Raw genomic sequence first — 19,367 nt, forward strand, 5'->3', positions numbered from 1 at the left:
TAACCATTAATTATCAGTAGTTATGTTAGTAATAAAAAGAGACGGTAGAAGAGAGTCTGTCAGGTTTGACAAGATCACAGCCAGAATAGAAAATCTTTGCTATGAATTGGATGCGCGCTACATCCACCCAATTGAAATCGCTAAAAAAGTGATTGATGGACTATACGATGGCGTAACTACCACAGAGCTGGACAATCTCGCTGCTGAAGTATGTGCTTCTTTGACGGTGAAGCACCCAGAATATGCCGTTCTTGCTGCAAGAATATCTATATCAAATCTTCATAAGACTACAAGTCAGTCGTTTTCCAATACTATGAAACGACTGTATACCTATATCAATCCAATAACAAATGAGAATGCAGCACTGATAGCTCCAGATGTTTATGGAATTGTAAAAAAACATGCTGCTAAGCTCGACCAGGTAATAGAATACTCCAGAGATTTTGATTACGACTTCTTCGGATTCAAAACCTTAGAAAGAAGTTACCTTATAAAATTGGATGGCAAAGTTGTGGAAAGGCCGCAACACATGCTTATGAGGGTGTCCATTGGCATCCACAAAGAAGACATAGATGCGGCTATTGAAACCTACCACCTACTGTCTCAAAAATGGTTTACGCATGCTACTCCTACCCTCTTTAATGCTGGTACACCAAAACCTCAGTTGTCTTCTTGTTTCCTACTCACAATGAAAGACGACAGTATTGATGGGATATACGATACATTAAAACAATGTGCTAAAATCTCTCAATCAGCTGGAGGCATCGGTCTTTCTATTCACAATGTGAGAGCCAAAGGCTCCTACATACGTGGTACAAATGGCGTATCTAATGGAATTGTACCAATGTTGAGAAACTTTGACATGACCGCTAGGTATGTGGATCAAGGTGGTGGAAAGAGAAAAGGTAGCTTTGCTATATATCTTGAACCATGGCATGCAGACATCAAGGATTTCCTTGACCTTAAGAAAAATCATGGTAAAGACGAACTCCGTGCGAGAGATTTATTCTACGCAGTTTGGGCTTCTGATTTATTTATGAAAAGGGTGGAAGCCAATGAAGAATGGTCTCTATTCTGTCCTCATGAAGCACCAGGTCTTGCAGATTGTTATGGCGAAGAGTTTGAAAGACTTTATGAGAAATACGAAAAAGAAGGACGTGCTCGTGAGGTAATAAAAGCACAAGAGCTTTGGTTTGAGATTTTGGAATCCCAAATCGAAACGGGTACCCCTTACATTTTGTACAAAGATGCAGCCAATGGCAAATCCAATCAGAAAAACTTGGGGACCATCAAATCATCCAATCTGTGTACTGAAATTATGGAGTACACTTCACCAGATGAGGTAGCCGTTTGTAATCTTGCTTCCCTTGCTCTTCCGAAGTTTATCTCTACAGGTAAAGATGGTAAAAAATATTTTGACCATGACAAGCTTTACGAAGTGACCAAGGTGGTTACCAGAAACCTTAACAAGGTAATTGATGTCAATTATTACCCTGTTCCTGAAGCCAGAAAATCCAATTTTAGACACAGACCTGTTGGATTAGGTATCCAAGGGTTGGCGGATACTTTCATCCTATTGAGAATGCCTTTTGATTCACCAGAAGCCAAAGGACTTAATGAAGACATCTTTGAGACCATTTATTTTGCTTCTATGGAGACTTCCATGGAACTGGCCAAAGTCAATGGTACTTATGAAACTTATGAAGGATCCCCAGTATCTAAGGGACTATTTCAGTTCGATATGTGGGGGGTTACTCCAAAATCAGGTCGTTGGAATTGGAAAGAACTGAAAGAGAAAGTAAACAAGTATGGAGTAAGGAACTCACTTTTGGTAGCTCCTATGCCAACAGCTTCTACTTCTCAAATTCTTGGCAACAATGAGTGCTTCGAACCCTATACTACCAATATATATACAAGGAGAACGCTATCTGGCGAATTTGTAGTGGTCAACAAACACCTAATGAAAGATTTGATCAGGTTAGGGATTTGGACTGATGGAATGAAAAACAGGCTGATCGCTGCCAACGGTTCAATTCAAAACATGCCTGATATCCCTCAAAACTTGAAAGACCTTTACAAAACGGTTTGGGAGATTTCTCAAAAAGTGATCATTGATTTGGCTGCTGACAGAGGTGCTTACGTATGTCAGTCTCAAAGCATGAACCTCTTCTTGCAAGAGCCTAATTTTGGGAAATTAACCTCAATGCATTTCTACGCCTGGAAAAAAGGCTTGAAAACAGGTATCTACTACCTAAGATCTAAAGCGGCTAGTAGTGCGATTCAGTTTACAGTTGACAAATCCCAATTGAACGGTGACAAGCCTGAAGCAGCAATTGAAGATGTTGACAGCAAAAAATTACAACAAGAAGCCATTATTTGCTCACTGGACAATCCAGATGAGTGTGAGGCTTGTGGTAGTTGATCAACAGGTATAAAATGCATAAAAAAGCAACTGTCCTTAGGGCAGTTGCTTTTTTGCTTTTAGTAAGGTCAAGAAATAAACACTTCCCTCATTTTGAATAAACGATGTTTACATTTTTAGGGCCTGATACTTCCGTCATAACAGAACCATCGCCTTGTTTTTCATGCCTGATGTACAATATCCCATAAGGTGTTGGGAAGGTGCCTTCCACCCATTTCAAATCACCTAAATGCGGATCAATAAGTATGGTCTTTGATCCTGATTCCAATACCTGAACACCAAGGACATGCTTAGTCATCCAAGCGGTAGGGCCAGACGCCCAGCCATGACTTAGGTTATGACGGAGCTTGTCATAGCTATAGCCTCCATAGCTGGCATGAACATCCACTTTATCATCAGGCACAAAACCATCAATTCTAGCAGCATTTTCCAACCAATCAATATTGAAATCTTCCCAGAAAGTAGTGGCTCCTAAATCAATCATAGCCCCCCAATATTCTCTGATATTTTCAATCGCTCCCTGATAGTCTCCAGCCTTTGCCTTGGCTTCCAGCATATAATAGCCATAGAAAGTAGAGAAATCTGCTACGCCATTTTTTGCTATCACCTGACGATTGGCCTTGGTGGGGTCCATAATACCTGTCAGGGACATTAAAGATGCCGCTTGCTTTGACCCTGCAGCATCAGGACGGTAGGTTCTTAACTTTGCCGCCATGTCCTTGGCTTCTTTGGCCATTTCCTGATTGTCCAAAACCGTATATATTTCTTCAGAAGCATCAAAAGCCCAAATCAACATAGACTGCAGACCTGCATGTATGGCTTCAGGATTTTCGCTTGATGGCCAATCCAGAAAACGAGTGCCATCTAACTTTTCTTTATTGCCCTCTACCCTACTTGCCATGTGTCGGGTAAGTAGTTTCAAATAGTTTTCTTGTTCTTTCAAATAAGTTTTATCCCCGTAATGCAGGTACCAATCCCGGTGGATAATGATCCACCACATTGAATACGTACTGATCCCATTCATCCATTCGGGCATAGGGGTAATGTCACGGATCAGGTCTAGGCTTCTAGGCACCACTTCATTGTATCCAAAGACTGCACTGATCGTAGATACCTCAGGATGCAGATCCCCTACCCATACCAAACGGTCTCTTTTGATGCCATCCCAAAGGTATTCTTGCATGTTCATGTGAACCGTATAGGCTCCCATGTCCCATATTTTATTCAAACGATCATCATTGCTCTTAAAACTACCCAAGTACGGAATGTCTCTATATACCAATAGGGCATTGGCTTCTTTTAGCAGCAACTCTTTATTGGGGTCGACCAAATCAATGCGTGCATACCTGAATCCAGAGTTGCCAATTTCCAGCTTTCCAAGCCATGGTAAGGAGACGATAAAATCACGCATGGCGTGATCGTTGGTTGCCCCATGAATGGTGTCAATCGAAGACATGGCTTCAGTAACGGACTCTCCAAATCTTATACGAACACGAACAGGATCTTTGGATCCTATCATGCCTGTTACCAATTGAATCCCTCCATGCAGGTTGACTCCAAAATCCAACAGAATGCCAGGCTTTTCAGTTTCAGTACTTTTCATGACCAAAAAATCCTGCTTATTGGTAAGGATAGCTTGCCCAATTGGTTGGTTTAGGAGATGATTTTCATTTTTTATTAAATCAGGATTTTCAGTTGATTTCCAAAATATTTTTACCGGAGCTATGTATTTACGCGTTCGGGAATCATCGGCCACTTTATAGTCCCTGCCATTGTTAAAAGCGGGTGGCAATTGGGCAAAGGCGTGGGAACACATCGCTATAAAAAGGATTACGGTAAAAACTGGCCTTATAGCCTTTTGGATGAAACTCATTTGGATAGTCATTTTGGTTAATCAACCAAGATAAAATTATTTGCACAGATACCTGTCCTGTGCGTACCTGCTCCAAGTGATTTTTCAATGATATATTTTTTCAAGCAGTTTATTCAACACCTAACTGATTTAATTCGGCATCAATTTTTTTGTTCCACCTCTCTTGAGCCGAGGAATTAGACCCATTGGAAGTCTGCCCATCGTAGGCTTCTTGCATCCGATTCATTTCTCTGAAGGCTTCCAGGTAATGATGAGAAACCTTTCGCTCATAGTTGCTGGGATCAAGCTCCAACTCCTGAAGGGTATTTTTAAGTCGCTCAATAATTATTTTAGCGATATCAAAATGCCTTTGCTCGTGATTTAAGCCATAACTATTATTGGTTGACCTCACCCAGGAAGAATGCTTCAACATGTAGGTTTTAAACACCAAGTCAACAATCAATTCACCATTTTCCATGCTGCTATTCAACTCATAACCTATGCTTGCAAAGATTGATGCCGCATAATTATTGAAAGCAGGCCTACCAGTGAAATCTTTCCAAGTTAGCGGTCTCTCGGTAGCATAGAAAACAGTATCGCTTTCACTTGAACGTGTATAGTCCCTCATTTTCAACCGTACCGATTGTGCAAGTAGATTGTTATTCGGCGCATCTTTCTCTATCCAATCATCAAAATATTTCATGGCCAAATTCACCGACCGCCTGAGAAAAGGTTCCAGTAGGTAAAACTGTCCTACGCCTCTTTGGTAACTTATGCCTCCCTGAAAACCTAGCAAATCAACCAATTCATCCCCCCTTTCCAAAGCAAAGGTAAAGTCCAAGTGAATATCTCCTTCTACTACACCTTTTCGGGCATCCTTAATGTTTTCAATTATTTTGACATCCTTAATTTTGATCACTATAGAACGAAGTTTCTGACTGCTAGGATAAGCACCAAAAATATACTGTTCCAAGGCTGCTATGGTTCCCCCCTCCAAGTTTACGGTTAGCAGATTGCTGCCGCTTTTAACATCCGGAACCAGAAATGCAGTAGGGTTAAGATCCTTTCTCTCATCTACAACTTTGGAGATAAAATATTCATCAGGACTAAAAACCTGTGAAGTTACCCTTAACGGTATGGGTTCCAGGCTAACTTTCTGAGAAAAAACATTCCCTATAGGTGACAACATTGCCAACACAACAATGGGCGCGGCAATAATGTGCGAAAAATATCTTTTATAGAATGTTGAAGTTATCATTAGAAAATCAGCTATGGTATCTTTAACCCGTTTGGCCACTATTGGGTTCTTGCCAAATCAAGAAAAATAACGGATAAAAATATATATTAGTTGTTCCTTTTTACTTTCAACGCAAAGCCACTACCAGATCTCTTTTTGTTGTGATGGCCTCAGCACTTACATAACAATACCCCTTGTACACCCGCCCTTTCATTACCATGGTTTGGAAACCATTTACTTCAGCCACCTCTTCCAATAATTCAGGATCAAACCTACACATCAGCTTTGTGCCGCTTACATTTACACACATTTTTTCATTGACCATAAAAGCCAGGCCACCAAACATCGCCTTTTCTTCTACTTCCAATTGTCCCACTTCAAAGAGGTATTCCCGAACCCTATCTGCAAGCCTTTCGTCATATGCCATTTTTATTTTCGTTAGCTGAACCTCAAAATACCAAATAAACACTGCTATTGGTATATTCTGTGAAAGTAATTTTAAAAGGCTTGCCTAAGTAATAAGGTTATTATCAACTATAATAATTTTTGCAATATACCAATAGGCGAATTTTTTGATGGGAAAATCTAGAATTGCATGGCTATTCCAGTTACTTTTAAGGAAAGAATGTCTTAAAACAGATAAGCAATTCATTTCTATCTGACTATTTGATTTAATGAACTGAGCCATTATAATTTTGACAAGCGCCATACCTCCCTTTTCATGATAATTGACCAAATTTTACAGACCAAAAGTTTTCAAAGATTTCACCTTTTTGTCCTCCTACTTTTTCCCCAACTCATAGCTCATTCAGTAAGTGCTCAAATAAGATCGGAAGTTCACTGGGAAAAGGGGCGTCCTTCTTTGATTATTGATGGAGAGCATTACCCTCCATTTGCCTACATGTCCTACTTAGGGGAGGAAGAATACTATGAAGAAATCGCTGCAACCGGCCTACATCTTTACAACCTTCCTGTCTACCTGGGAGAGGGGGGAATAAATACCATCTCAGGTATTGGTGCTTTTAGAAATTCAATATGGAGAGGTGAAAATGAATATGACTTCTCAAGCATAGAAGTAGATTTTGAAAAAATACTCAATGCTGATCCAAAAGCAAAAGTGGTCATCCGTTTCTATCTGGACCCTCCTCGCTGGTGGACTTTAGCAAATCCCTCTGCAGCAGCACAACTACCAGATGGCACATTATTTCGCCAAAGTTTTGCTTCAGCGGAGTGGCGAGAAAAGACCAGCGTCGCTTTTGAGGATTGCCTGGATTGGTTGCTCAAATCCAAATACCGAAACCATCTGGCGGGAATTCATGTGGCCAGTGGATTTACAGAAGAATGGTTTTACCATCCTAAACAGTACCAGGACCAAAACCCTGTGCGACTGCAAGCCTTCCGTGACTGGTTAAAGAATAAATACATTACTGTTTCAGCACTAAGGACAGCATGGCATAATTCATCCGTCACTTTTGACAAGGCTCAATTGACAAACATAGATGAACCTGTCAATAAAATTGAATGGAGAGACCCTAATAAAGACCAAAACTACATCGACACCTATCGCTTTCATACTGAGGTCATGGTGGACAATATTGCTTATTTCTGCAAAATTGTCAAAGAGAAAAGTGACGGTAAATTGTTAACAGGTGCTTTCTATGGCTACCATTATTTTGTCACCGACCCAAGGAGGGGGCATGGTTCCTTGGCGAAGTTATTGAATTGTCCAGACTTGGATTACCTTTCTAGCCCAAATGTATACAACCGCGCCATCGGCGAAGACTGGCCTCCCATGGTGGCGGTAAACTCAGTTCACAAGCATGGCAAGCTCTGGTTAGCGGAGAACGATACACGGACTTCGAAAACCACCCTATTAAAAGATCAATCTGACGGGATAGCCCCTTCCGGACAATATGAAGATGGCGTATGGCTTGGCCCAAACAGTCTTCAAACTTCTGTGGCTCTACTATGGAAAAATGCAGCAAGAATGCTTACTTATGGCTATGGGGGCTGGTGGTTTGACATGTGGGGAGGGTGGTTTAGCGATCCTGAAATGCTTCAGGTATTGGAAAAAACCCAGCAATTTCACCAAGACTACCCGTCTGAAAATCCAGAAATAATGAAGCCTTCTGTATTGGTGATTGTAGATGAAGAACTTTCCTTTTGGGACAAGAGTTATGGCAGGCTAGCAGAGAAAATACTGTCTAACCGATATCCGATAGCCAAAACAGGAAGCGCTTATGACCTTTATCTAAGGACGGATTTACAAGAGATTGCCCACAGTCAATACCAGGTAATCTGGCTTATGGGATTGCTACAATTAACCGATAAAGAAACTGCCCTGATCAAGCGATGGCAGAAAATGGGAAAAACAGTTATGTGGACCAGCAATAAAGGAACCAAGCTCAACTACCCAAAAAAAGCAGCCGAATTTCTACCTGGGAAATTGCAATGGAAGCCTTCTGAGCTGAAGAAAATCTGGACGGAAGCTGGCGTTCACCAATACATCAGTTCGGAAGACATCTGTTATGTAGGCAGAAATTGGCTGAGCTTACATTCCGTGGATGGTGGAGAAAAAAACATCCAACTCCCCTATTATGCACAGGTAATTGACCCATTGACAAACAAGGTCTTGTCAGATTCCACCAACCAGATCAATATAAAAATGGATGCAATATCAACAGTCATCTTCCGGGTCAATCCGTTTTAATTAACCATTTGTTTATCTGAATTTTAGGGTCATTTTCATAATTTGCAATTATAACGCTATTTCGGACACAAAATAAAAACCGACATGAAACTTTTGCTACGCACTTTCTTCCCATTATTCTTACTATTGATTTTCCAATTTTGCATTTTTCCTGAAGACACTAAAAAAATAATAGATGACGAAGAGGAGGAAGAAGAGGAAGAGGTAGTATTGGAAGATCCCACCGACTTGCCATTTACGGTAGAATGGTCCATCAACAAAGAAGGTGATGAAATTGGGGGCTCATTTTCTCCTTTTTTGCATGTGGGAGAAACTGACCTTTACATTTATAGCCCCTACAGTGGCAAAGGCATTGTTTCCATGAACAAAAGCGCTCAAGAAACCAACTGGAACATTACCAAAGAAAGTATTGGGGTTCCCTATACCATGAAAACAATCGGGGATCACCTATGGGCCATGACCTATGACATCAACAACCCCACTGTAATTAAAGTGGATCCTTCAGATGGCAATGTACTATTTGAAAAGCCTTCTGGAACATTTCCTTCCGGGCAGGTAGATGGTAACTGGTTTGGTTTAAGAAAAAGGGAAACATCTCTTTATAAGGTAAGTTTGGAAACGGGAAATGACGAAGTAGCTTGTGGGGACTTAATAGTAGACAATATTCGAAACTTTCTCATCAAGGATGAGCAGCTCGTCCTTATGGTGATCCGTGGGGGCAGGAATTTGCTATCCATTGATCCCAATACCTGCAATGAATATTGGGAAGTTTTCAATTATGATGAACCCAATTATGGTCACCTCATCCACAATTCTTTTGCTGTGGACCTTGGGAGTAAAATCCTGAGTGTAAGCCTGGATAATTTCCTATTGCGCTCCTCCACTACAGGAGAAGCGGAATGGAAATACCCCGAAGGTTTCAATGACAATTCACTGGACCTCTCTCATATGCTTCACCTGGAAAGCAAGAAGTCCCTGATCTACCATGACAATGAAACTGGAAAAGTCGTGGCCTTTAATTGGCCCTCTCATTCCAAAACATGGGAGTCTCAGCTTCAGAATAGGGATGTGGGCCAATTATTTCTGGTAAAGGATAGGCTCTTTCTTTATACAAAAAACAATTTCCTTTATGAGATCGATGTTGAAAATGGGCAGACCATATCTGAACGAGAAATAAAGGAACTCTATCCGTTTGAGATAGCCACCATTTCCTTTGCCGTCAATCGTCTTGAAGATCATTTTGGTGAAAAATATTTCAAAATTTATGGAGATGAAATCTATTATACCACCGAACAAAGCCTTCTGGTTTCAGCCAGGTTAGATTAACATTAACCTGACGCCTCTCCTGAGCTTGTCGAAGGTAATGCTTAGAAAACTATTTTACCCGTTAAAACCTGCCCTAAGTTTATTGATGATAATTAATTAAGCGCAAGCCCGGCAGGGGTGATATTTTTGTAGCCATGGGCATAAGCCCGTGGTCAAATAGGCGAACCTCAATTGATTTTGGCGGTATTGTTGCTTTTTTTCTGCAACAATGCTGACAAAATCACGACTGAAGATGGCAATAGAATCCAACTTTTATCGGACCTTGAAATACACAACTTTCGCTTTCTATTCTTAAGCTAATGCCATATTATAGAATTAAGCGCAACCCCGGCAGGGGTGATATTTTTGTAGCCATGGGCATAAGCCCGTGGTCAAATAGGCGAACCTCAATTGATTTTGGCGGTATTGTTGCTTTTTTTCTGCAACAATGCTGACAAAATCTCAACGTCTCTCAAACCCGAGCCAAACAAAAAGCCCCACAACAAATCAAAATTTGTTGTGGGGCTTTTACTGTATAGGGTAAGAAATTTATTTTTCCTCCAACAATACTTCTGCATGTACTGCTACTTCGCTCCATGTTTTGCTCACACCGTCTTTACCAGTATGTAATGCTTCACAAGCCTTATTGATAGAAGCCACAGCATCTAAAGCATCCCAGTCTCCTAATTCCATTACACCGTCAAAAATGAATTGGGTGTCATTGACAGTAGAATACTCCAAAGGAATGTTTTGCGTAGATCCATTCAATGTTACATCGATAGAACACTTGTTACCACCTTCCACTTTAAACACACCTGAGATCAATTCCGTGTTTTCCATTACACCGAAGAAAAATTCCAAGATTTTAGGGTCTCTAGTTCCTGTAGCGTCATTGGTGAATAAGCTACTTACAGGAATGCTGAACTTGGTACCATTCATGGCTTCAAGAGCGGTCGCTCCTTCACCGTAGTTGGTGATATTAATTTTAGTGAATTGTCCACCAACAGGCGCTTTGTCTGTGGTCTTATAGGCCACAAAGCTTACTTTAGTAGAATCCTCTACCAAAGTAAAGTTGCTTTCCGCAACGGCCTCTGTTTCAGTTTCAGCGCTTTTATTGGCATTATTACAACTAAAATTAGCAAGCAACAAAAGGCTTAAGGCAATTAGTTTTAAGTTCTTCATGGTTTTTTTATTTTAAAAATCTTGCCAAATTTAAACATATTATAGACGCAATTAAAACCTATAGCCAAATCATTTCCATTATACCTTAAAGTTGTTTTTTTTTAATTCTTTAAAGGAGGTCAATAATTGAACAATCCCTTGCTGGGTTGAAGGGCAACATCTTGTTAAGGCCTTAATTTTATTCTAAAATGGAATGATCCCATAATTTTACTACACCCTTCCAGGGCTTTAAGGTTTCGTTTTTGCCGATTGTGGATGGGCCAACACCCATCCCTATTTTACACCGCCCATTCAGGGCTCCAATTTTTCCAGATTATCCATTCCTAGCCCTGAAAGGGCGATATATCTCAGCACAGGGTGGCAGCCCTGTGATTAAGTCCAATCCCCATCCTCCAAGCCCTGAATGGGTGACATATTGCTCTCACCTTGATTTGCGAAAAATTATGCTAAAATGAAGTGCTCCCATAATTTACCACTCCCTTCCAGGGCTTTTAAGGTTTTGTTTTTACCGATTGTTGATGGGCTGATACCCATCCCTATTTTACACCGCCCCGTCAGGGCTCCAATTTTTATAGTTATCCATTCCTAGCCCTGAAAGGGCGATATATCTCAGCACAGGGTGGCAGCCCTGTGATTAAGTCCAATCCCCATCTCCAAGCCCTGAAAGGGTGACATAAAAAAACAGTTTTAATCCCAAACATAACGTTCATCATATTCTACTCCGTATTTCTTTAAAAAACCAACATATTCCTCTTTAAAAGTCTTTTTTTTATGGTGTTCATGTTGGTTGGCTATATAAATCTTCACTGCCTCCACTTGTGTTGGATTTATTGAAAAAGAACCATATCCATCTTGCCAATAAAAATCCTTATAGTCTTCTCCCCTAGTTTTTATCCACTTGGAAGAATGCGATTTTACACTTTCTACAAGTTTCATAAGTGCAATTTTTTTAGAAAGATTGCATAAAATATGTACATGATCTGTACCCCCCCCAACTATGATTGACTGACAATCCATCTTATTACAAACACCTCCCAAGTAGGCATGTAATTCCTTATCAATAGGTGGCAGTATCTTTGGCGTCCTATTTTTTGTGCTGAATATTATGTGAATGAAGTTTTGTACTAGTGACTGTCCCATAATTTACTACACCCTTCCAGGGCTTTAAGGTTTCGTTTTTGCCGATTGTGGATGGGCTAACACCCATCCCTATTTTACACCGCCCTTTCAGGGCTTGGTTTTTCGAAATCCTCAATTGATTTTTTTACAGTATAACTCTAATAAAAAGATTATTGAAACCTATATACTTTAACATCGCTTTCATTTTTTATAGCTAGCTATTTCCCAGCCCTGAAAGGGCGATATATATTAGCACAGGGTGTCAGCCCTGTGATTAATTGCAATCCCTAAACTCCAAGCCCTGAAAGGGTGACATAAAAAAACAGTTTTAATCCCAAATATAACGTTCATCATATTCTACTCCATATTTCTTTAAAAACCCTAAGTATTCTTCCTGAAAAGTCTTTTTTGCATGATGTTCATGTTGGTTGGCTATATAAGTCTTCACTGCCTCAACTTGTGTTGGATTTATTGAAAAAGAGCCATATCCATCTTGCCAATAAAAATCCTTATAGTCTTCCCCCTTGGTTTTTATCCACTTGGAAGAATGCGATTTTACACTCTCTACAAGTTTCATAAGTGCAATTTTTTTAGAAAGATTGCATAAGATATGCACATGGTCTGTGAACCCTCCAACTATGATTGGCTGGTATTCCATTGTCAAAATGGTAAGAAATGGCAAAACCGTACAAGTCTGCAATCGCTTTTACAATGGAAAGCCCCAGACCTGTCCCATTCACCTGGGCTTCTGTTTTATGAAATCGGTTGAACACCTTTGCACTGTCTAGGGGTTCAGTAGCACCTGTATTGCTGACCCGAAGGGTGTCTTTCGAAAGAATTATCGCTACCCTTCCCTTTTTAGCATTGTGAAAAATGGCATTTTTAAGCAGATTGGAAACGATAATATTGGCTAGGGTAGGGTCAATGTTAATGAGCAATTTATCCTGCTCATCAACAGTTGTTGTCAAGGCTTTAAAGGAGGAAATTTCCTCCAATTCACTCACCGTCTGCCGCACGATATCGTTCAAGGAAATTTCTCGGTTGTCAAGAAACTGCTTGTTGTCAATCTTCGAAAGCAAGAGCAAGGATTTATTCAACCGAGTCAAGCGTTCGATGATTTGAAAAACTTCAGCAATCTTTTCCGCAGTTCCCTCCTTTAGGTCATCCTGCTCAAACAGCAGTTCCAGTTTATTGGTGACCATGGCCAATGGAGTTTGAAGCTCGTGGGAAGCATTTCCGATAAACTCCTTTTGTTGTTCAAATGCGGCCAGGCTGTGTTGCAAAAGGGTACTGACCGCCTGCTGCAAATCCAAAAATTCTTTGGTTTGGGTATTTGTTGCGGGAAGCTTCTGGGTACTTCCGAGGCGGTAACTTTTCAGTTCTTTGAGAAAATCATAAAATGGCTTCCAAAGCTTTTTCAGTACAATATTATTGACAACCATTATGCCGGCAATAAGGAGAATGTAAAGCCATACCACGTCCCAAAAGAGCTCATTTATCAAGTCGTCTTCCTCCACCATTGAATTGGCCACTTTGAGCTCATAATATTGCCCATTGTTTTCAAAGGCCGTCGTCAACATCCTTACCGGCTCGGGCTCGGGAGCTTGGTCATCGGCATCCTGCATGTAGATTTCCGTATCAATATAGCTGTCCCTCATACCTAGGGCTTTATCAGTGCCTATTTTGCGAAGGGTAAAGAAACTTTCGTCAAAATAAGTTTTCGTCAAAATGGAGGAATCCACCTGGGCTTTCCGTATGATGATGCGCTTGTAGTTTTCCAGCCCCTCGTCAATACTGCCCTTTATTTCGTTGAGCATGTTCATGTAAAATACCACTGACCAAACAGTAACAATTCCCAAAATGGAAATGGACAGGTATTTCAGTGACTGGTTGAGGAGCTTCATTTTTCAATCAATTTATAGCCTATCCCATAGGTAGATTCTATTTCAATTTCGGCTTGGGCTTCTTGCAGTTTTTTGCGCAAATTTTTGATCTGGTAGTACACAAAATCCAGGTTGTCCGCCTGGTCAGAATTGTCTCCCCAGACATGTTCTGCTAGACCTGTTTTGGTGACCAACCGTTTTTTATTGAGCAGGAAATAATTGAGTATGTCAAACTCCTTTCTGTTGAGGGGAATATTTTTGTCATTGACGAAAAACTGTCGTTCATTTAAATCCAGAACGATGTTTTTGAATTCGATGGTGTTTTTACCCCCTTGGTTTTTCCTACGGAGCACCGCTTTGATACGTGCATTAAGTTCCGCCAGGTGAAAGGGTTTGGTCAGGTAATCGTCTGCCCCAAGTTCCAATCCTTTAAGTTTGTCATCCAGCGAATCTTTGGCCGAAATAATGATAATATTCTCAGCCTTCCCTGCTTTTTTGAGTTCGTTCAATATATCCAAGCCACTCCCATTGGGCAGCATAATGTCCAATAGTATGCAGTCGTACTGATAGACAAATACTTTTTCAATGGCCGAATGATAGTCCGCCGCCGTTTCCACCAAAAAATCCTCCTTCTCTAAGGATGCCACAATGCTGTTTTGCAGTTCTATTTCGTCTTCAATTACTAAAATTTTCACGCCCTAAATATGCTTTAAGATTTGGGAAAGAAATGGGAATTGGTGGGTTTTTTACTGGTAAGCATAAGTTAAACTCCTCCATTTAATATGATTCTGTTCTACTTAATTTTGCTTTTCATTAACTCTGTCAAGCTTGCTGTAAAGGGAACCGCCGAAGCTCGACCAGAAACATAGTTCTTTAACTTTCTAAAATCCCATTTTACATTTTCGAATTCCTGATCCGAGACAGATTCTATTTCAAAAACCAGGTAAAAATCTCCTTTAGGAGATGGGTAGGCTTTCTTTTCAAGGTCTTTTTTTGAAAATAATCGAGCACCTTTGTTAACAATTCCCAAAAGCTTACCTGAACTTTTATCACCTGTAGTGTGAAGCAAAAGGTACCTTGCACTAATATGTTCAATATCTAATTTTACTGAACCATTGTCTGTACCAGTTCTGACATTATAAAGCTTATTTTTCTTAATCCATTCTAAATGTTTTGGAGATTTATAAAACCCAACCATTACAAAAGTATCATTAGGTATTAGTCCCCTATTACTATTAATTGGCTCTGGAAGCAAATCATTTACTTCATTATCAGTCTCAGGTGGAGACTTAAAAACGTCAAAAGTTCGGTAAGCAAACCTCTCTCTTTGTGAAGCTCGATTAATAAAATGATCAATAACTTCAGTAATAAATGCTTTTAAATCTCCAATCCCACTATCCTTTTTTGAAGGACTAACAGGAAATGCACCTAATCCTGGGATTATTTCATGGAACCCTCTTTGTTTTACGGATTTACCACCTGGATACAAAACATAGGCGCCCCCTGTTCTTCTAATGGCATCCTTATAGGCATGCATTTTTAAAAGATCCGCATTCTTATATACCCCTTTACGGTTTTCTGTTTTTTCATTATTTAATTCTTCCTCTGCATGCTCTTCTAGTAAGTCATTTAGGTTGGCTACTTTATATTTGGCATCAAAATGAATGTGCACAATTAACTCTTGCCTTTCAGCTTCCTCCTCAGAAATCTCAATTGGCCAAAATGAAAGGGTATAATCAGGTCTTAAGGTTGTGGTCCAACTACCAGAAGCAGGATATTCTTTTTGACCGCTAAAAGATCGGTTGTAATTAAATTTAAAATTGAGTTTACGTGTTCCAGAATTATAAATCCCCCTGAGTGCAGTATGCTCTCCTTGTTTTAATTGAAGGCTCAATCCATCATCTGTAGGTTTTATTAAATTATTAATATCTGTAGGCTCAATATCAAACAAGTCTTGAAATAAATCAAGTAATTTAAAAAACAACCAATATTCGTAAAGCGTAGCAATGTCCTTTTTACTACCGCTATATACATCATCACCTCCTGACCAAATAAGCTTGGCTGCTAGATCAAACATAAGCCAGACCCTCAATACTTCTCGGTAACCTTCTTTCCGCTGTAGAATGGGGCTACTGATCCTAAGGGTTGTCGGCCGTGAAATATCTTTAAAAACTGTATGATGCAATTGGGATTCCAATTCTCGAATAAGCAGTTTCGACTCTTGCTCAATCCTGCTGCCCGTTTTAGAGACGGCATTGATATCCATACAAAACTTCAGAAAAGTTCCTAATGCATGTTTTATAAAGCGGTTCTCTGGTGTGTCAACTGAATCCGTTTTTCGAATAGATACTATTCTTTCAGGAAGCGTTTCCAATCCAACGCTCCTCAAGTAGTGTGAAGTTGGTAATGCTGTTCTTCTTCCTCCTCTTAATATTTCTTTTATATTGGCATTGGAAAACCTTCTTACCTGACGAATGTCCTTGGCTTCAGAAATTTCAGACCAATTGGTAACAGGAGCTGAAACAATCCGGTGAATCGCTTCTGAAAACTCATCTGTATCAATCACAGATTTAATAAAAGCAAAACGCTGATAATTCGTTGTGCTGTCTTTTGAAAAATTAACTTCAAAATAATGGGAAACTGGTGAATTTGCCTGAAACAGTAAGTCTGTACATTTTTCTGTAATGAATTCCAGCATATCACGATAATCATCTCGATATCCAGATTTAACAGACTGTACCTCTAGCTTTACATGTCCAATTTGGTCCTCATCTCCTATTTTGATGACTTGTAATGAAAGCGTCCCTACAAAAATATTGGGTGAAATTGTTCCTGTGTTTTTGTTCCGGGGATGCGGTCGTACAATCTGCTCAGGGGTATTCCCAAAGATAAAGTTTGGATCACTAAAGGTGTAATAATAATCACAGCCTTCTACCAGTTGATACCTTGCTTCATTGTTTTCAGTTGCACTAGGTAAAGCATCAAAAAGAGTGTCAGGTTTACGAGTATCTAAACACAACAGTAACCCTTCTTCTATTGAATCAAGCTTAATATCTACGGAGGAAACAGATTTCATAGCTTAAGCTTCGGCAAAACTTGTGAATCCATTGTCAATTGCCCCCTTATACATTCTTGTGATTTTTTCTAGGGATAACGGGTAGCGTACATTAGAAACACTGAAATCAAAAATATCTTTCTCAAAGACCTCTTTTTCTATTTTAATTTTTTCTTTATCTTCTGATGTAAAACATAAATTGCCTAAAGTAATTAATATTGGACAAAGCTTTCTTCTAGAACCATGAAGTTTAGGTAATAGCTTTTGCATGATTGCAATGTCTATTTTTTGATCCGGTGAAAGTTCGCCATCTAGGCTCGTAAGTTGATTGATTAACCGAAGTATTTCACTTGCACTCCTGTAGCCAAATTCTGCTCCTGTTTTTTTCAGTTCACCAAAGAATTGAAGCAGTGTTACTTCAATCTTCTCAAGGTCGTTAGTTGTAAAAGACTTGTTTTTTGACAATTGCAAAAAGCTCCTTTCCATCCCTGCACCTTGTGCATTCAATGCTTTCATATCAATTTCTTGAGCATTTTTAAAAAAATTCTTCATATCCTGATCCGATACACGAAACTCTATGGTATTGGCTCTGTCCAGAACCTTTGGGCTAAACATATTGGTGGTTTCATCAATATTTACAGTGCCAATTATAAATAGGTTTTCTGGTAATTTTAATTTTGATGGTACACCATTTTCTACTGTAGAATTATGATCATACAATGGTATTTCTTTTTTCGATTCCATAACACTAAGAAAATCAGCGAAATACCGTTCTACATGACTTAGGTTCATTTCATCAAGGATAAGAAAATAGGGAAGCTCAGAAGAAGAATTAGCCCGAATGATTAAATCCAACACCCCACTATCAGGCTTTACGTACTTTTCAGGCTCTAATGCATTCGGATACCCTAATAAAGGCTCCCTATTTGTCCAGTCGGCACCTACAGGAATAATGCAGTATTGATCGTCGTCTTGGCATATCCATTCCACAAAAGCTTGTGCTAACTTTGTTTTTCCTGATCCCGAAAGGCCTGTGAGGATAACAAAGGGTTTGGTAAGGAGAGAGGCAACGAATCTTGTAATTAAATTGCTAGAATAAATCAAACTAGAATTCTTCAACGCATCTGAAAAATAATCTTTATTAAATTCTTCATAATTTAAAAAGTTATTTTCCATATTCTCCAAAAATTTTACATGCGGTAGATTATTATTTGTTTTTTTATAATAATAATTATTAATAAAGGAAATTAATTTAATTGGACATGGAGTCAAATAGGCTCCTTCTCGCAAATTAAGTATATTGTTATAGAAGACTTCAGAATTTTTCGAAATAGAAGCAAGAAAATCTCTATTTTCATCATTTAAAATAGCTCCTCTATGAATTCTTGGATTCAATTCTGTGAAATTACTTAATTCAATTAGGTATGATGGCCCCTCCCAGTTAGTTCCAGGTACTCCAGATGTTTCAACGAATTCTTTTTCTACAATTGAAACTCCCGAAATTTCTATGTTATTTATTAAATGTAAAACAATATCGCCCTTCTCCACCCTCCTCATATTTTTATAAATATCAGCTCCTTTTTTATTCTTTTGAGGAGACCAAAGTACCTTACCTAGTGCTCTATCTCCTTTCTCCCTATCCGGCCTACCTTTAACTTTAGTCTTTTCTATCCAATATTTTTGCAATTTTCCCATGTTTTTTTTTAGGGTTATTTAATTTAAACCCGCATAATTTTAAAAAATATTCCTCTTTATTTAACCAGTAAATATAGCTTTAAATAATCTTCCCCACTTAATGTTTTCAACTAATCTTTACCTCGTTTCAATATAAAAAAGGATTCAAAATAACCCTTCTAAAACCTTTTTTAAAACATAGAATTATACACTTAAAATTTAATTAGAAACCTATAAGGCCCTTACCTCAATTTGCCACAACACACCTAAAGTACAATATAAGAACTATTCATTCCCCAAGTGGTTATAGTCTGTTTTCGAGGGCTTTTCAATTTTCAGTCAATTTGTAATTTGTACTTCTTCCTCCAGAATCTTCTTGCAGTAAACACACCACCTAATCACCGCATATTTAAAAGGAATAATGGCTTTTTTCTCCGCAATTCGGTTTCTGGGAATTGGTTATCAAAGATTTGTTAAATATTTAGAAAGTTTGGCAGCTGGGAATTAAAAACTAGGAATCGCCCAAATAGAAAATATACTACCCCAAAAACACCCCAATATGCCATAAAATCCCCGAAGGATCGTGTAGAAAAAATTCATTTCCCCAATCGTTATAGACGATTCCGGACAGGCGGACGCCTTTGTATTTTTGGGAGAGGGCTTTTATCTTTTCGAACTGCGCATCCAGGTCCTCCACTTCCATAAATAACATGGTATTGTCTACCCAGTCTTTGACATAGGCATCCTGCAGGTAGAAGCCAAAATCTCCTGATTTGAAGTAGGACATATTGCTGGGAATCACCACTTCTTCAAACCCAAGGTCTTTATAAAACTGACGAGACAGCTCATAATCCCTGGCGCCAATAAATGGCCTGATTGACTTGATTTTATGCTCCATAAATTATCTTGTTTGATTACAGAAAGAATC

General features: G+C 39.2%; 14 protein-coding genes. 3 read left to right on the plus strand and 11 right to left on the minus strand.

All coding sequences use genetic code 11. The features are described 5' to 3' along the window. Positions 1-22 precede the first annotated feature (22 nt). Positions 23-2,422: a ribonucleoside-diphosphate reductase subunit alpha gene (locus AAC073_RS11480; RefSeq protein ID WP_339923976.1), complete on the plus strand. Its 2,400-nt coding sequence runs from the start codon at positions 23-25 to the stop codon at positions 2,420-2,422. 88 nt (positions 2,423-2,510) lie between these two features. On the opposite strand, the gene AAC073_RS11485 is transcribed toward AAC073_RS11480, so the two are convergent. From AAC073_RS11485 to AAC073_RS11495, 3 genes are all read right to left on the minus strand, one after another. Then, entirely contained in the window at positions 2,511-4,295 is a 1,785-nt protein-coding gene (locus tag AAC073_RS11485) for an alpha-L-rhamnosidase C-terminal domain-containing protein (protein ID WP_339923977.1), read from the minus strand. A 109-nt stretch (positions 4,296-4,404) separates the two neighbouring features. Further along, positions 4,405-5,532: a DUF922 domain-containing protein gene (locus tag AAC073_RS11490; RefSeq protein WP_339923978.1), complete on the minus strand. Its 1,128-nt coding sequence runs from the start codon at positions 5,530-5,532 to the stop codon at positions 4,405-4,407. Between the two features lie 106 nt (positions 5,533-5,638). Beyond that, complete coding sequence (locus tag AAC073_RS11495) at positions 5,639-5,938, minus strand: TfoX/Sxy family protein (RefSeq protein WP_339923979.1); 300 nt, start codon at positions 5,936-5,938, stop codon at positions 5,639-5,641. Positions 5,939-6,232: 294 nt separating this feature from the next. Here AAC073_RS11495 and AAC073_RS11500 point away from each other — a divergent pair, with 294 nt between their 5' ends. Beyond that, positions 6,233-8,221, plus strand: a complete 1,989-nt coding sequence (locus tag AAC073_RS11500; RefSeq protein WP_339923980.1) for a beta-galactosidase — start codon at positions 6,233-6,235, stop codon at positions 8,219-8,221. An 84-nt stretch (positions 8,222-8,305) separates the two neighbouring features. Then, positions 8,306-9,547 (plus strand): PQQ-binding-like beta-propeller repeat protein, encoded by a 1,242-nt coding sequence (locus tag AAC073_RS11505; RefSeq protein WP_339923981.1) that lies wholly within the window; start codon positions 8,306-8,308, stop codon positions 9,545-9,547. Between the two features lie 528 nt (positions 9,548-10,075). Here the strand turns inward: AAC073_RS11505 and AAC073_RS11510 are convergent. From AAC073_RS11510 to AAC073_RS11545, 8 genes are all read right to left on the minus strand, one after another. Beyond that, positions 10,076-10,708: a hypothetical protein gene (locus AAC073_RS11510; RefSeq protein ID WP_339923982.1), complete on the minus strand. Its 633-nt coding sequence runs from the start codon at positions 10,706-10,708 to the stop codon at positions 10,076-10,078. A gap of 687 nt (positions 10,709-11,395) precedes the next feature. Further along, positions 11,396-11,848: an IS200/IS605 family transposase gene (gene tnpA / locus AAC073_RS11515; protein WP_339923983.1), complete on the minus strand. Its 453-nt coding sequence runs from the start codon at positions 11,846-11,848 to the stop codon at positions 11,396-11,398. A gap of 307 nt (positions 11,849-12,155) precedes the next feature. Further along, positions 12,156-12,404 carry a transposase gene (locus AAC073_RS11520; protein ID WP_339923984.1) on the minus strand — a complete coding sequence of 83 codons (249 nt, stop codon included), beginning with the start codon at positions 12,402-12,404 and terminating at the stop codon, positions 12,156-12,158. Positions 12,405-12,417: 13 nt separating this feature from the next. Beyond that, on the minus strand, positions 12,418-13,731 hold the full coding sequence (locus AAC073_RS11525; protein WP_339923985.1) for a HAMP domain-containing sensor histidine kinase: 1,314 nt from the start codon (positions 13,729-13,731) through the stop codon (positions 12,418-12,420). Further along, on the minus strand, positions 13,728-14,405 hold the full coding sequence (locus tag AAC073_RS11530; RefSeq protein ID WP_339923986.1) for a response regulator transcription factor: 678 nt from the start codon (positions 14,403-14,405) through the stop codon (positions 13,728-13,730). The genes AAC073_RS11525 and AAC073_RS11530 overlap by 4 nt, the downstream gene beginning before the upstream one ends. 98 nt (positions 14,406-14,503) lie before the next feature. Next, a complete protein-coding gene (locus AAC073_RS11535) occupies positions 14,504-16,786 on the minus strand; it encodes a DUF2357 domain-containing protein (RefSeq protein WP_339923987.1) in 2,283 nt (760 codons plus the stop codon). 3 nt (positions 16,787-16,789) lie between these two features. Next, complete coding sequence (locus AAC073_RS11540) at positions 16,790-18,460, minus strand: hypothetical protein (protein WP_339923988.1); 1,671 nt, start codon at positions 18,458-18,460, stop codon at positions 16,790-16,792. A 517-nt stretch (positions 18,461-18,977) separates the two neighbouring features. Next, positions 18,978-19,337 carry a glyoxalase gene (locus tag AAC073_RS11545; protein ID WP_339923989.1) on the minus strand — a complete coding sequence of 120 codons (360 nt, stop codon included), beginning with the start codon at positions 19,335-19,337 and terminating at the stop codon, positions 18,978-18,980. Positions 19,338-19,367: the final 30 nt, after the last annotated feature.

This window comes from uncultured Cyclobacterium sp., from assembly GCF_963977555.1.
Taxonomy (GTDB): Bacteria; Bacteroidota; Bacteroidia; order Cytophagales; family Cyclobacteriaceae; genus Cyclobacterium.

Bases quoted from the DNA above. Each gene is read 5' to 3' on its own strand.
- AAC073_RS11480 (WP_339923976.1), top strand. From the start codon at position 23: ATGTTAGTAATAAAAAGAGACGGTAGAAGAGAGTCTGTCAGGTTTGAC.
- AAC073_RS11485 (WP_339923977.1), bottom strand. From the start codon at position 4,295: ATGAGTTTCATCCAAAAGGCTATAAGGCCAGTTTTTACCGTAATCCTT.
- AAC073_RS11490 (WP_339923978.1), bottom strand. From the start codon at position 5,532: ATGATAACTTCAACATTCTATAAAAGATATTTTTCGCACATTATTGCC.
- AAC073_RS11495 (WP_339923979.1), bottom strand. From the start codon at position 5,938: ATGGCATATGACGAAAGGCTTGCAGATAGGGTTCGGGAATACCTCTTT.
- AAC073_RS11500 (WP_339923980.1), top strand. From the start codon at position 6,233: ATGATAATTGACCAAATTTTACAGACCAAAAGTTTTCAAAGATTTCAC.
- AAC073_RS11505 (WP_339923981.1), top strand. From the start codon at position 8,306: ATGAAACTTTTGCTACGCACTTTCTTCCCATTATTCTTACTATTGATT.
- AAC073_RS11510 (WP_339923982.1), bottom strand. From the start codon at position 10,708: ATGAAGAACTTAAAACTAATTGCCTTAAGCCTTTTGTTGCTTGCTAAT.
- tnpA (WP_339923983.1), bottom strand. From the start codon at position 11,848: ATGGGACAGTCACTAGTACAAAACTTCATTCACATAATATTCAGCACA.
- AAC073_RS11520 (WP_339923984.1), bottom strand. From the start codon at position 12,404: ATGAAACTTGTAGAGAGTGTAAAATCGCATTCTTCCAAGTGGATAAAA.
- AAC073_RS11525 (WP_339923985.1), bottom strand. From the start codon at position 13,731: ATGAAGCTCCTCAACCAGTCACTGAAATACCTGTCCATTTCCATTTTG.
- AAC073_RS11535 (WP_339923987.1), bottom strand. From the start codon at position 16,786: ATGAAATCTGTTTCCTCCGTAGATATTAAGCTTGATTCAATAGAAGAA.
- AAC073_RS11540 (WP_339923988.1), bottom strand. From the start codon at position 18,460: ATGGGAAAATTGCAAAAATATTGGATAGAAAAGACTAAAGTTAAAGGT.
- AAC073_RS11545 (WP_339923989.1), bottom strand. From the start codon at position 19,337: ATGGAGCATAAAATCAAGTCAATCAGGCCATTTATTGGCGCCAGGGAT.